General features: G+C 52.6%; 14 protein-coding genes. 12 read left to right on the top strand and 2 right to left on the bottom strand.

Annotation, left to right across the window (positions count from 1 at the left end):
- The first annotated feature begins 3 nt into the window (after window positions 1–3).
- The 10 genes from glnE to AMM03_RS07140 all read left to right on the top strand — a co-directional run bounded on the left by glnE (window position 4) and on the right by AMM03_RS07140 (window position 10593).
- The gene (glnE, locus tag AMM03_RS07185) at window positions 4–2763 is read left to right on the top strand and encodes a bifunctional [glutamate--ammonia ligase]-adenylyl-L-tyrosine phosphorylase/[glutamate--ammonia-ligase] adenylyltransferase (protein WP_090129921.1); all 2760 of its coding nucleotides are present in this window, start codon (window positions 4–6) and stop codon (window positions 2761–2763) included.
- Window positions 2764–2818: 55 nt separating this feature from the next.
- A complete protein-coding gene (locus AMM03_RS07180) occupies window positions 2819–3412 on the top strand; it encodes a glutathione peroxidase (RefSeq protein ID WP_194942809.1) in 594 nt (197 codons plus the stop codon).
- A 7-nt stretch (window positions 3413–3419) separates the two neighbouring features.
- On the top strand, window positions 3420–4715 hold the full coding sequence (locus AMM03_RS07175; protein WP_090129917.1) for an NAD(P)/FAD-dependent oxidoreductase: 1296 nt from the start codon (window positions 3420–3422) through the stop codon (window positions 4713–4715).
- The gene (locus AMM03_RS07170; RefSeq protein WP_090129915.1) at window positions 4712–5545 is read left to right on the top strand and encodes a DUF1365 domain-containing protein; all 834 of its coding nucleotides are present in this window, start codon (window positions 4712–4714) and stop codon (window positions 5543–5545) included. Before AMM03_RS07175 ends, AMM03_RS07170 begins: the two co-directional genes overlap by 4 nt.
- Window positions 5542–6765, top strand: a complete 1224-nt coding sequence (locus AMM03_RS07165) for an SAM-dependent methyltransferase (RefSeq protein WP_090129913.1) — start codon at window positions 5542–5544, stop codon at window positions 6763–6765. Before AMM03_RS07170 ends, AMM03_RS07165 begins: the two co-directional genes overlap by 4 nt.
- Window positions 6766–6826: 61 nt before the next feature.
- Window positions 6827–7339 carry a chalcone isomerase family protein gene (locus tag AMM03_RS07160; RefSeq protein ID WP_194942808.1) on the top strand — a complete coding sequence of 171 codons (513 nt, stop codon included), beginning with the start codon at window positions 6827–6829 and terminating at the stop codon, window positions 7337–7339.
- Window positions 7336–8667, top strand: coding sequence for an MFS transporter (locus tag AMM03_RS07155; protein ID WP_090129909.1), 1332 nt, complete (start codon window positions 7336–7338; stop codon window positions 8665–8667). The genes AMM03_RS07160 and AMM03_RS07155 overlap by 4 nt, the downstream gene beginning before the upstream one ends.
- The gene (locus AMM03_RS07150) at window positions 8664–9281 is read left to right on the top strand and encodes a DUF3833 domain-containing protein (protein WP_369793673.1); all 618 of its coding nucleotides are present in this window, start codon (window positions 8664–8666) and stop codon (window positions 9279–9281) included. Before AMM03_RS07155 ends, AMM03_RS07150 begins: the two co-directional genes overlap by 4 nt.
- Complete coding sequence (locus tag AMM03_RS07145) at window positions 9278–10156, top strand: SDR family NAD(P)-dependent oxidoreductase (protein ID WP_090129906.1); 879 nt, start codon at window positions 9278–9280, stop codon at window positions 10154–10156. Before AMM03_RS07150 ends, AMM03_RS07145 begins: the two co-directional genes overlap by 4 nt.
- A 2-nt stretch (window positions 10157–10158) precedes the next feature.
- The gene (locus tag AMM03_RS07140) at window positions 10159–10593 is read left to right on the top strand and encodes a nuclear transport factor 2 family protein (RefSeq protein WP_090129904.1); all 435 of its coding nucleotides are present in this window, start codon (window positions 10159–10161) and stop codon (window positions 10591–10593) included.
- 60 nt (window positions 10594–10653) lie between these two features.
- Here the strand turns inward: AMM03_RS07140 and AMM03_RS07135 are convergent, their stop codons facing one another.
- Complete coding sequence (locus tag AMM03_RS07135; protein WP_090129902.1) at window positions 10654–11268, bottom strand: glutathione S-transferase C-terminal domain-containing protein; 615 nt, start codon at window positions 11266–11268, stop codon at window positions 10654–10656.
- 108 nt (window positions 11269–11376) lie between these two features.
- Here AMM03_RS07135 and purB point away from each other — a divergent pair, with 108 nt between their 5' ends.
- Both purB and AMM03_RS07125 read left to right on the top strand, forming a co-directional pair.
- Window positions 11377–12783, top strand: coding sequence for an adenylosuccinate lyase (gene purB, locus AMM03_RS07130; RefSeq protein WP_090130746.1), 1407 nt, complete (start codon window positions 11377–11379; stop codon window positions 12781–12783).
- A gap of 5 nt (window positions 12784–12788) precedes the next feature.
- Window positions 12789–13349, top strand: a complete 561-nt coding sequence (locus AMM03_RS07125; protein ID WP_090129901.1) for a YaeQ family protein — start codon at window positions 12789–12791, stop codon at window positions 13347–13349.
- On the opposite strand, the gene AMM03_RS07120 is transcribed toward AMM03_RS07125, so the two are convergent.
- Window positions 13350–13811, bottom strand: a complete 462-nt coding sequence (locus tag AMM03_RS07120; protein WP_090129899.1) for a DUF3717 domain-containing protein — start codon at window positions 13809–13811, stop codon at window positions 13350–13352.
- Window positions 13812–13882: the final 71 nt, after the last annotated feature.

The following is a 13882-nucleotide window of genomic DNA, read 5'->3' as shown; positions in this document are numbered from 1 at the left end:
ATTATGACCGCCACAAACCCATTTGAGACGGGTCAACGCGCGGATTCAAGCAGCCGCAAGCCCCTTTCAGAGGGCTCAAGGTTTTTTCAGCGTCTAGAACGTCGCTATGGCGACGTTTTTGGCGCGCTTCCCCAAGAAACGCCGACTCGCGAAGCGCTTGAGCGAGCCTATGCCCTCTTGTGTAGTCAATTCGAGGTCGGTGCGGCCTTGCGTGTCTTGCGGCAGTGGGCCCTGTATCGCCTGATCAAACTCGATTGCGAACAAGAAGCCCCCTTAGATGTGGTCACGCGGTGTGTCACGCAGTTGGCAGAAATAGCACTAGACAAGGCGTGTCAGGCGGCCTTCCAAACCTTGGATGCGCGGCATGGTGAACCCCTGACCGCTTCTGGTCAGCGCGCGCAATTTTGGGTCATTGGCATGGGCAAGTTGGGCGCTCGTGAGTTGAACGTCTCCAGCGACATCGATTTGATTTATGTCTTTGACGAGGATGGCGAAACGGTAGGCAACTCAGAGGGGCTTCACAGAATCTCTGTGCATGAATATTTTGCCCGCGCTGTCAAAGCCATTTACAGCTTGGTAGGCGATACCACCGAGCATGGTTTTGTTTTTCGCGTTGATTTGGCCCTCCGGCCGAACGGCAATTCGGGTCCCAGTGTGGTTTCCTTGGGAGCTTTAGAAGAGTACTTATTGGTTCAGGGCCGAGAGTGGGAGCGCTTTGCTTGGATGAAAAGCCGTGTCATTGCGCCGCGGTCTGCCATTGAAAATGGTTCTGCCATGGCGCTGCGGTCGGTGGTATTGCCTTTTGTATTTAGGCGCTATCTCGATTACAACGTGTTTGAATCTTTGCGCACCTTGCACCAACAAATTCGCGACCATGCTGCCAAAAGAAGTGCCGGCCATCCGGAGCGAGCCAACGATGTCAAGCTATCGAGGGGTGGTATTCGTGAAATTGAGTTTACGGTTCAATTGCTGCAGGTGGTGCGCGGGGGACAGTTTCCGGAGTTACGAACCCGGCCCACACTGGACGCCCTCAAGAGGGTGGCCAAAGCGGGCCTGATGCCTGTAGAGACCGCCGAGAGTCTGGCCAAAGCCTATGTCTTTTTAAGAAAAGTCGAGCATCGAATTCAGTACTTGGACGATCAGCAAACCCATGTTTTGCCAACCCAAGATCAGGATTTGAGTTGGATCGCTCACACCATGGGCTACGCCGACAGTTGCGACTTTTTAACCGAGCTCGATGCCCATCGCGAAATTGTGGCGCAAGAATTTGACATCCTTTTGGGCGGCGATCCGCATTGCAAAGGCTGCCAAAAATCTACCGGCAGTGAGCTGCCTGAACTTGAAGCTGTTTTGGACTTGTTTCAAGGGGTGGCCCGGGAGCGCTTAGCCCACTGGCAGGAGAGCCCTAGAGTTAAAGGCTTGCGCGACGATGCGCGAACCCGTTTGATGCGCTTGCTTCAGCGAACCGCCCAGTGGCTCAAAGAGGGCAAAGTGGAAGCCATCGCGGTGGTCAGAATGGCCGACTGGATGGAGCCATTGATGCGCCGCGAAAGCTATTTGGCCATGCTGCTAGAACGACCCGCCGTGCACGAGCGCCTGTTGCGCTTGTTGGGGGCTGCCAAATGGCCGGCGCGGTATTTGGTCCAGCACCCCGGCGTCATCGACGAGCTGGCCCATGGCGATGTGTTGCAGCAACGCTTTGTGGCGGCTGACTTTGAAGCAGAGTTGGAAGCCAGACGGGCCGCATTGAAGCGGTCTGGCGAAGATGACGAAGAAGCCCTTTTGAACTTGCTTCGCCGTGCACACCATGCCGAAGTTTTTCGCACCCTGGCCCGTGATGTGGAGGGCAACTTAACAGTTGAGCAAGTCGCAGACGACCTCAGCGCCATGGCCGATGTTATTTTGAAAATAACGGCGCAGTGGTGTTGGTCCTGCTTAAAAAATAGGCACCGCGAAACCCCTCAATTTGCCATCATTGCCTATGGCAAATTGGGCGGCAAAGAGCTGGGTTACGGCAGCGATTTAGACATTGTGTTTGTTTACGAAGACGCTGACGAGCGCGCCCAAGAGGCCTATGCGGGCTTCGTGCGCAAGCTGATTAACTGGTTCACTGTAAAAACCGCCGAGGGCGATTTGTTTGAAATTGACACTGCTCTGCGGCCCAATGGCAGCTCAGGTTTGTTGGTAACCACTTTCGACGCATACGCCGATTATCAACAACAGCGCGGTAGCAACACCGCCTGGACTTGGGAGCACCAGGCGATGACCCGGGCGCGGTTTGTCATGGGCGACCCGCACATGCAAAACCGTTTTGACCAGGTTCGGCGGGCTGTGATTGGCGCACCTCGAGACGCAGCCTTGCTGACCCAAGAAATTGTCGGCATGCGCCAAAGGGTGCTTGCGGCGCACCCCGTCAAAGCCGGATTGTTTGATGTCAAGCACAGCCCTGGCGGGATGGTAGACGCAGAGTTTGCCGTTCAATACCTGGTCTTGATGCATGCCAATGCACACCCAGAATTGTTGGACAACGTGGGCAATATTGCCTTGTTGCAAAGAGCGGAAGCGGTTGGCTTATTGCCAAAAGAGGTGGGCCAGAACGCAGCATCTGCCTACCGATCTTTGCGCCGAGTGCAGCACAAGGCCCGGTTGAATGAGGCGCCAACGCAAGTCATACAGCCTAGCTTAGACACCGAAAAAGAGGCAATTTTGGCACTTTGGCGTGCCGTCTTTAAATCACAAAGCCGACACTCAAACAGCCCGTGACAAGCTGAGAAATTAGAAGTAAACTGTCCAGTCACAAAACAGAATGGACGGTTCAATGTTTAATTTCAAAGGCATTTTCTTAGGTCTCATCGGTTTGACTCTGGCCTTGAATGTGTTCGCGCAAGCCGCAGGGGGCCCTGCCAGCGCCGCACCTCAAGCGGCATGCCCAGCCCTTTTGAACCATACCTTTGCCCGCTTGCAAGACGAAAAACCACAGTCCTTGTGCCAATACAGTGGCAAAGTTATTTTGGTGGTGAACACGGCCAGTTACTGCGGCTTCACACCTCAATACAAAGGTTTAGAAAGTGTGTACAGCAAATACAAGGACCGCGGCTTGGTGGTGTTGGGCTTTCCTTCTAACGACTTTGCCCAAGAAAAAACCAACAACCAAGAAATTGCAGACTTTTGTGAAAACACGTTTGGCGTGAAGTTTCCAATGTTTACCAAAACATCGGTAACGGGTGATGCGGCTGTGCCCTTTTTCAAGCAGCTGGCAAAAGACCCAGGCCAAAAACCCAAGTGGAACTTTTACAAATACCTCATTGGCCGTGATGGCAAACTCATCGACAGTTACAGCAGCATGACCAGCCCAGAAAGTAAAAGCTTGGTGCAAGCCATTGAAAAAAGTTTGGCGATGAAGGCGCCTTGAACGGAACATGACGTACAAAAAAATTGCCATCGTTGGCTCTGGCATTTCAGGCTTGGCAGTAGCGCACAGCTTAAAGGGCCAAGCAGACATCACTTTGTTTGAGGCAGGCGCCTACTTTGGCGGGCATTCCAACACCGTCGACATCACATTGCCGACGGCCCAAGGCATGGTCACGCATGGCGTCGACACAGGCTTCTTGGTCTTCAATGAAAGAACCTACCCCAATTTGATCGGCTTGTTTGCCGAGTTGGGTGTTGAGACGGCCTTGTCTGACATGTCCTTTTCGGTTCAGGCACCCAAGGTTTGGGGCGATGAGGCCTTGGAGTGGAGTGGCAGCAATCTAGACACGGTGTTTGCTCAAAGAGGTAACCTGCTGCGGCCTAAATTTTTGAAGATGTTGGCCGATGTTTTGCGCTTCAACAAAACATGTACTCGAATTGCAGAGCAGCAAACAGAAAGCGAAATGCGTCAGCCGCTCTCTGAATTCTTAAAGCATCACAACTTTAGCGAAGCGTTTAAGAATTGGTATTTCTTGCCCATGATGGGCTGCATTTGGAGTTGCCCAACAGATCAAATGTTGCAATTTCCTGTGGCCACCATGATTCGTTTTTGCCACAACCATGGCCTTATTCAAGTCAGCAATCGACCCCGCTGGTTTACTGTCAAAGGCGGCTCGAAAAACTATGTTCAAAAAATAGTGGCAAATGTACGCGATAAGCGCCTGAACACCCCCGTGTCTTTGATTGAGCGCGATGAGTCTGGCGTTCGCATCGTGACTCAAGACCATGCCGAACGATTTGACGAGGTTGTGATCTGTACGCATTCCGATCAAGCATTGCGCATGTTGCGAGTGCCAACGCCAGCAGAACAGAAATATTTGTCGGCCATTCCCTACCAAGACAATGTGGCGGTGCTGCATACCGATGAAAGCGTGTTGCCTTCTAGGCGCAAAGCGTGGGCGGCATGGAACTACGAACGCGCCTCGGACGAGGGACAAGAAAGCGCCAGAGTTTGTTTGCACTATTTGCTCAACAAACTCCAGCCCTTGCCTTTTGAACAAGCGGTGGTGGTTTCATTGAACCCAACCAAGCCCATCGATCCGACCAAAATCATTGCGTCCATTGATTACGCTCACCCGGTGTTTGATTTGGCGGCCATCGATGCACAGCAGCACCTTCCCGAAATTCAAGGCCAACAACACACGTGGTTTGCGGGCGCTTGGATGGGCTATGGTTTCCATGAAGATGGCCTGAAAGCGGGACTCGGCGTTGCCCGCCAACTTTTGCAGGACCTGAAGCGATGAAAGATCAGGGCGCTCTCATTGGCTTCGGCCAAGTTAGGCATGTTCGCCGACGTCCGGCCTTACATGCTTTTCACTATGGCGCCTATTTTTTGATGTTGCCCATGCGCAGCCTTCAAAACCAAAACACTTCCAAAGACGCTGGTTCCGGCGACTTAGCCATCAACCGCGCTGCGTTGCTTTCGTTCCATGATGTCGACCATGGCGATGGGCGCCTGCCAGAACAGGGCGGTGCATTGGGATGGTTAAGTGAGATGCTGGAGAAAGAAGGTATCCAAGATGCCAATGGTGAGATTTGGCTGCAAACATTCCCGCGTGTCTTGGGATACACCTTCAAGCCAGTGAGTTTTTGGTATTGCCACCGCGCCGACAACACTTTGGCCGCCATCGTGGCCGAGGTGCACAACACCTTTGGTGAGCGGCACTGCTATTTATTGGACGCGCCTCACTGGGGCCATACCGAAGTGGCCAGCAAGGTGTTTCATGTGTCGCCTTTTTGCGAAGTCAATGGCCATTACCAATTTCGATTCATGCGCACCCGCATCAACGGTCAAGAAAGAGTGGTGGCGCGCGTTGATCATTTTGACGCTGACGGCCCGCTCATAGAAACCAGCATGAGCGGCACACTCGTGCCCGCTACTGCCAAAGCCTTAAGGCGGGCCCTGTGGGCCTACCCCTTGTTTACCTTTGCCGTGATGGCGCGCATTCACTGGCATGCCTTGTTGCTTTGGTTCAAGCGCGTACCCTTTTTTACAAAACCAGAACCCCCTGCAAGCCTTGTGACGCGGGGCCATACACCTTCCATTGCTTCATCCAAATCCAGCGGATCATGAACACCAGTACTTCATCACATTCAGATTTATCTCTTCAGGCTGCGCCTGCCTCGGCACGCAGAGTTTTGCGCTTGCTTGAAAAAATTGAACATGGCACGTTGACCATTCAGTTTCCAGACAGAAGCACCAAGGTGTATGGCAAGACCTCCTTGCCACACGCCGCCATCAGTTTAAAAAACTGGGAGGTCTTTTCTGCCAGCATGAAATCGGGTGACATCGGTTTTGCAGAAACCTACATGGCGGGCGATTGGAGTACGCCCTCTTTGAGTGATTTGTTGCGCGTCATGATTCAAAACCGACGTGCTGTGGAAGATCTCATTTATGGCTCGTGGTGGGGCCGCATGGCGTACCGCATTCGACACTTGCTCAACCGCAACAACAAAACCAACAGCCGAAAAAACATCCATGCCCACTATGACTTAGGCAATGCTTTCTACGAGCTGTGGCTAGATGGCACGATGAACTATTCATCGGCGTTGTTTGAGGGCGATTTCGATCAGGAGATGGCTGCGGCGCAAAGGGCCAAAGTGAGGCGCGCATTGCGCATGACCGATGTGGAGTTAGGTAGCCGCGTTTTGGAAATTGGTTGCGGCTGGGGCGCCTTGGCCGAAATGGCCACGGTTGATTTTGGTGCCAAGGTGACGGGAGTGACCTTGTCGACAGAACAGTTGGCATTTGCCAACGCGCGCATGAAATGGAACGGCAAGTCAGAACAAGCTGATTTGCGCTTACAAGATTACCGAGACATTCAAGATGGACCCTATGACGCGGTGTGTTCGATTGAAATGATCGAGGCGGTAGGTCAATCTTACTGGCCCACCTACTTCCAAAAAATCAGCCAAGTGCTCAAGCCGGGCGGCAAGGCGTGTATTCAAAGCATTGTGATTGACGACAGTTTGTTTGACCGTTATGGCAAATCAACAGACTTCATTCAGCAGTACATTTTTCCGGGTGGTTGTTTGCCCAGCCCCAAAGAGTTTCGTCGCCAAGCCAATTTGGCAGGCTTAGAAGTCATTGATGAATTGAAGTTTGGTCCCGACTATGCAGAAACCCTGAGACGCTGGCGCCATGATTTCATGGCGCAAGAGGCGCAGGTTTTGCAGCTTGGCTTTGACCAAAAATTCTTACGTTTGTGGGAGTTTTATTTGGCGTATTGCGAGGCTGCATTTGATGAGTCCAATACGGATGTGATTCAGTTCACTCTGCGAAAGCGCGCCTAACGTGGCCAGCAAGCAATCAAAGTCAGCCCACAGGCAGTTGCTTCAACGCGCAGTAAAGTGCATGGGCCAGTGCGCCTTGATGCTGGCCGTCTTGACCGTTCATGTGCAGGGTCATGCCAGCGAACAAATCTTGCCTGGCTTCAAACCCAGTGAGGCGCAGCGCCTTAAGATTTGGGGCTTTGAAATTTATGATGCGCGCTTGTGGACGCGGCCGGATTTTTCAGTGCTGCAATACAGTGCGCAAAATTTCGGATTAGAACTCTCGTACCTGCGCAAATTTGAAGGCAAAGACATTGCCAAACGGTCCATTGAAGAAATGAAGCGGGTTGGCAAGTTCACCGCGGACCAAGAAGCCGCCTGGCTCCAAGCCATGACCCGGATATTTCCAACGGTCGACAAAGGTGACAAGCTGCTGGGCATTTACAAGCCCAACGAAGGCGCTGAATTTTGGGCCAATCAAAAACGAGTTGGCATGATTGCAGACACGCAATTTGCAAACCTGTTTTTTGGAATTTGGTTGCATGAGGCCACCTCTGCACCCGAGATCAGAAAAGCTTGGATGAACAAGCCATGAGCACCATGGCCATTTCGCATGGAAACGCGGCAGCTTATGGCTTGCTGGCTTTGCCATTGGCGTTCGTGGCCTTGCCCATGTACGTCAATGTGCCGCATCTGTATGCCACTCAATATGCAGTCCCTTTGAGCTTGCTTGGCATGGTGTTGTTGTTGACGCGATTGATCGATGCCGTGACCGACCCCTTTATTGGCCGCTTCAGCGATTGGCTGTATGCCAAATCGATGCAAGCCGTTGTGGTGGCCGCATTGATTTTTTCTGCTGCGCTCGGAATTTCTTTCGCGGCCTTGTTCAATCCACCCTCGTGGGATCAACCAAGTGTCTACGCCGCTTGGGTGGCGGTTTGTGTCACGGCATGCCACTTGTGCTACAGCGTCTTGTGCATTCTGCATCAAGCATGGGTGACGCGATTGGGGGGCAGCGCCTTACAGCAAAGTCGTGTATTGGCTTGGCGCGAGGGTGCGGGTCTGTGGGGTGTGGTTTTGGCGGCCATGCTGCCCTTGTGGTTGGGTTGGACCCTCAATGCCGTTTTGTTGGCCGCTTTGCTTTTGTTGGGAGTCTTGAGCTGGCGTTTTGCTTGGAGACATCAACCAACAGTGGCAACAGTTTCTGGTGAAGTGTCACCGTCTCAGAATAGCCAAGCCTTTGGCCTGTTGGCGCCCTTTCGCAAAAAGCAGTTTTCAAAGTTGCTCCTCATTTTTGTCGTCAATGGGATTGCCAGTGCGGTACCCGCCAGCCTGGTTTTATTTTTTGTTGAAGATCAAATTCGAGTCACGCCATCGCATGTGCCTTTGTTTTTAGGCGCGTACTTTTTGTCGGGGGCGTTGTCACTGCCTTTGTGGCTCATGGCAATCAAACGATTCGATTTGCCGCGCGCTTGGTTATTTGGCATGGTGCTGGCCGTGATCAGTTTTATCGGGGTGAGCCAATTGGGTGCCGGCGATGAGTGGGCGTACTTGGCCATTTGCGTGGCATCGGGCACCGCGTTGGGCGCCGACTTGGTGGTGCCTGGCGCCATGCTGAATGGCTTGATAGATCGTTGGGGCCAACGCGGCCGCGCCGAAGGTGTTTATTTGGGCTGGTGGAATTTGGCAAGCAAGTTCAACCTGGCATTGGCTGCAGGCTTGAGCTTGCCCCTGCTCTCTTGGTGGGGTTATTCACCTGGCACACAAGATGCCAATGGCCTTCAAGCACTCAGCCTAGCCTACGGTTTGTTTCCCTGCGCATTGAAGTTGCTCGCGGCTGTGCTTTTACTTTTATTTTGGCGCGCATCTGCCAAGTCTGAAGCCACTAATCTTTCCCCCACACCTACTCGGAGTCCCTCATGAACCGTCGACAATCACTTCAAACAATGGCCAAGGGGCTGACATCGCCTTGGCTGATTAAGGCAAGCGTTTTGGGTGCTGCTGCGGTAAGTGTGGCGGGATGCGCAGGCCCGCAAGTGTCCGATTACAGTCAGCAAAAACCAGCGCTTGATTTGCGAACTTATTTCAATGGTCCCGTGGACGCTTGGGGTGTTTTTACAGACAGAAGCGGCGCAGTGGTGAAGCGATTCAAAGTTCAAATGGACTGCCAGTGGCAAGGCGACGACGGTGTGTTGGATGAGGATTTTCAATATTCAGATGGCACCAAACAGCGCCGCATATGGCGCTTGAAAGCGTTGCCCAATGGCAAATATGAAGGCCGTGCAGACGATGTGGTGGGCGTCGCGCAAGGCGCGGTCAGCGGCAATGCGTTCCGATGGCAGTACACACTGGCCTTGCCTGTAGATGGCAGGGTTTGGAATGTTGAGTTTGATGATTGGATGTTCTTGATGGACGAAGAGGTCATGATCAACAAAGCCGTCATGAGCAAATTTGGCGTTCGCTTGGGTGAAGTGACTTTGTCATTCAAGCGGCGCAAAACCATGCCGATTCTCACGCCCAACAAAGGCCAATCATGAGCGCGCCAGCAACGCCTGCCAACGAATTGGTGGTCAAAAACGCGCTTGATCAATTACCCGCCATAGCGCACAAAACCCCGCGCAAATGGGGGCAGCCTTTCAACGCGCCACTTCAAGATTGGCGTGGCAAACGTGTTTGGTTGGTAGGTGCCTCGAGTGGCATCGGTTTGGCGTGTGCGCAAGCACTTCAAGCGGCCGGTGCACACATTGTTATTTCGGCTCGCGAGTTGGGTGCGTTGTCAGATTGGGCCCGGCAAAGCGAATCCGAGGGCAAACGACTTGAGCTGTTTCCATTGGATGTGACCGATGGCTTGCAAGTGAAATACGTCACGCGCCAAGTGGTGGCCCAAGGCCCTATCGACATGCTTTTGTATTGCGCTGGGCATTACCGTGCGCAGCGTGCCACCGATTTCGATTTGTCCGATATGCTGCGGCATCAAGAGGTCAACTACAACGGCTTGTTACGGGTGTTGGGTGAGGCCTTGCCCGTGATGTTGCAACAGGGGTTGGGTCATATTAGTTTGGTCAGCAGCGTGGCGGGTTGGCGCGGATTGCCCAACGGTTTGGCTTATGGGCCGACCAAAGCGGCCATGACCAACTTGGCTGAAACCTTGTACATGGATTTGCAAGACAGGGGCATCGGCGTGAGTTTGATCAGTCCTGGTTTTGTGGCCACACCTTTAACGGCACAAAACAATTTTCAAATGCCGGCACTTTTAAGCCCAGAGCAGGCTGCGCAAGCCATGTTAGAGGGCTGGGCAAAGGGTGCCTTCGACATTCATTTTCCAAAGCGGTTTACTTTGTGGCTTAAGTTGATGCGGCTCATGCCCTACCGTTTGTATTTTGCTTTGGTGCGACGATTTACAGGGCTTTAAAAATGACGCATCGCCAAAAATTTAAAGACATTGCGCATTACTTTGAAACACTCACACCTGAATCGGTCGGGCAAATTAAAAACCTGTATGCGCCAACTGCACGCTTCAAGGATCCGTTCAATGACGTCAAAGGAACGGCAGAAATTGAGCGAATTTTTCAGCACATGTATGTTTCGTTGACGCAGCCACGATTTGTCATCGTTGCGCAAATTGTCGACGGCTCGCAAGCCTTCTTCACTTGGGAGTTTCGTTTCAAGTTCAAACGCTTTGACACACAAACCGAACAAGTGGTACTTGGCACCACCCATTTGGTTTTAGACGAGCAAGGTCAAATTAGCCTGCACCGAGATTATTGGGATGCGGCCGAAGAGCTTTACGAAAAATTGCCGGTGGTGGGTTCGCTCATGCGTTGGCTCAAAGGTCGGGCCAATAGTTAAACCAATTCACAGGCGTGTGTTTTAAAGGGCCCAAGTAAAGGCCTAAGCAAAGAGCCTAAGTTACTTGGGCAAGCTGTCAATGAAGCTTTGACGCTGCATCAACTTGGCGTGGAGCTTATCCAAGTTGGGGTAAGCGGTCCGCCAAGCAATTTCTGGAAATCTAAAATCCAGATAGCCCAAGGCACAACCAACAGCAATGTCTGACAAGGTCAGATAGGCGCCCGAGCAATAGGGCTTGTCTGCCAAACCCTGCGACATGGCGCGCAAGGATTCTGAAATTTTTTCAAGTTGACGGTCAATCCAAGCCTGACTTCTTTGTTCGGCTGTGCGGTGGACCCACACTTTTTCCATGCGTGCCAATAAAGCGGCATCTAGGAGGCCATCGGCCAAGGCTTCCCATGTTTTGACTTCAGCCCGTTCCCGGCCATTGGTGGGAATGAGCTTGCCAACGGGAGACAAAGTGTCGAGGTATTCCACAATGACGCGCGAATCAAAGACTGCTTCGCCACCCTCCAAGACCAAACAGGGCACCTTGCCCAGCGGGTTAGAGCTGTGGATGGTGGTCGTGGCTGACCAGACGTCCTCGACGACCATTCGGTAATCCAGCTTTTTCTCTGCCATCACAATGCAAACTTTGCGGACATAAGGGCTGGTAGGTGAACCGATCAATTTCATGGGTCTGGTCTTGTCTAAAGTGATTCAAAGATAAGTTCTTAACTGGGAAGCATTCTAGAGGATGTCTAAAGCCCGATGAATGTCAGGTACAGAACTTACAATGGGGGCATGACCACCTCGCCCATTTCCGCCCTCTCGCCGCTTGACGGCCGTTATGCCAACAAGCTCAATGCCTTGCGTCCACTCATGAGTGAGCAGGGGTACATGCATCGCCGTGTTCAGGTAGAGCTGGCTTGGTTCATTGCATTGTCAGATGCTGGTTTTGAAGAGTTCAAGCCTTTGTCCTTGGGCGCTAGGCGATACCTCACAGATTTGGTCAGTCAGTTTACTGAACAAGATGCATTGGCCATCAAGGAGATTGAGAAGACCACCAACCACGATGTCAAAGCCGTGGAGTACTGGATCAAATCAAAATTCAAAGACCGCCCCGAATTAGAGGCCGCCTCAGAATTTGTTCATTTTGCATGCACCAGTGAAGATATCAACAACACCAGTCATGCCTTGCAACTTAAAGGGGCTCGCCAGCAAGTTGTTTTGCCAGCGCTTGACCAAATCATTGATCAGTTGCGCAGCATGGCGCACGCCTACGCTGCGGTGCCTATGCTAAGCCGAACGCACGGTCAAACCGCCAGCCCAACCACAGTTGGCAAAGAGTTGGCCAACGTGGTGATTCGCTTGCGCGGCACCCGTGAAAAAATTGCCAGCGTGCCCATGAAAGCCAAGATGAATGGCGCGGTGGGCAACTACAACGCCCACCTTTCGGCATGGCCAGACTTTGATTGGGAAGCATTTTCTAAAGCAGTCATCGAAACGCCGGAGGCCCATGAAGACGGCGCATCTGACGAGCAATGGGGTTTGGGTTTGTCATTCCAGCCCTACAGCATTCAAATTGAGCCGCACGATTACATGGCCGAGTTGTTTGACGCGGTGGCACGAACCAACACCATCCTCATCGATTTGTCGCGCGACATTTGGGGTTACGTCAGCTTGGGTTATTTCAAACAGCGCCTCAAGGCTGGAGAAATCGGCTCGTCCACCATGCCGCACAAAGTCAACCCCATTGACTTTGAAAATGCGGAAGGCAATTTGGGCTTGGCCAATGCGGTGCTCAAACACTTGTCCGAAAAGTTGCCCATCAGCCGTTGGCAACGTGACCTCACAGACTCTACCGTGCTTCGCAATATGGGCGTGGCCTTGGGCTACTCGGCCTTGGCGTATGCGTCTCTCATGACCGGCTTGAAAAAATTAGAGTTGAACGAAGAAGCCTTGTCGCAAGATTTGGATGCGTCATGGGAAGTTTTGGCCGAACCGATTCAAACAGTCATGCGCCGATATGGTGTGCAAGGCGCTTACGAGAAATTGAAAGAAGTCACGCGCGGCAAAACCGTCACAGCAGAAGCACTGCATGGCCTGATTCGCGAGCTTGAAATTCCGCAGGCAGAAAAAGCTCGCTTGCTCGCCATGACACCCGGCAGCTACATTGGCAAAGCCGTTGAGCTGGCCAAGCGGGTCTAAACGGAATGGCACTCAAATCGACCATCTACAAAGTCAATCTCTCGATTGCCGACATTGACCACAGCTATTACGCAGACCATGCGCTCACACTAGCGCGGCACCCTAGCGAAACAGACGAGCGCATGATGATTCGCTTGCTCGCTTTGTCTTTGAATGCCTACAAATTGCAGGCCGATTTGAACGGCGATGGCGTGTTGGCGTTTGGTGCGGGCCTGTCCGATCCAGACGATCCGGATTTGTCATTGCGTGACTTCACAGGTCAAACACGTTTGTGGGTGGAGGTCGGTCAACCCGAAGACAAGCCCTTGAACAAAGCATGTCAAAAGGCCGAAGCTGTCATGGTTTATTGCTTTAACCATGCCGCTGAAGTTTGGTGGAAAGGCATTGAGAACAAGCTGACTCGCATGGAGAAGTTGCAGGTTTGGCGCGTGCCGACAGAAGCCAGCCAGGCCTTGGCCAAATTGGCAGAGCGCAGCATGCAAATTCAGGCCACCGTACAAGAAGGTGAGCTGACCCTCAGCAATGCCAAAGACAGCGTGCACTTGGAAGTGCAGCGCTGGAAATAATTAGCTTTTAAATCCCAAAGGCACTTGGGCTTCTGCTGCCGCTTTGGCTAAGTTGCGGTCTTCTGCTGCGCGCTCGGCATAGCGATTGAATCGCCAGGACGTGCCATCCACCGTGATGCGGCGCCAAACGCTGCGCTTCTCGCCGGGACTGAGTTCAGTCCACAACTGAACCTCTTCAAAAGTTCGACCACAGCCTTTGCATTCAGGATCTCCCTGAAAGGTTGAGCAGATGGCAATGCAGGGCGTATCGGGTGTGCTGGCATACCACGCTTGCCAGGCCTCTGCCGCTGGCAAAGGCAAACTGAATTCGTCGGCTTCATCTTCTTTGAAGTAAACCATCAAGGCGTACACCTCCGCCAATGCGCGCAATTCGCGGGGCAAAGTCACGCCATCGGGAGACGGATTTTTTTCCCGCCAGTAATTGATGGCCGCTTCGATGTCGGTGATGTGGATGCCTGCCATGAGGAGAGATAGAGCCTAAAAGTGCCATCGAATCATACCGGTTTAGGAAAGCCCTTCAACGACTGCATGTA

The sequence above is a fragment of the Limnohabitans sp. Rim11 genome (genome assembly GCF_001269365.1).
Classification (GTDB): Bacteria; Pseudomonadota; Gammaproteobacteria; order Burkholderiales; family Burkholderiaceae_C; genus Limnohabitans_A.
Note: the sequence above shows the minus strand (reverse complement) of the source record. Positions and strands in the feature narration are given on the sequence as shown.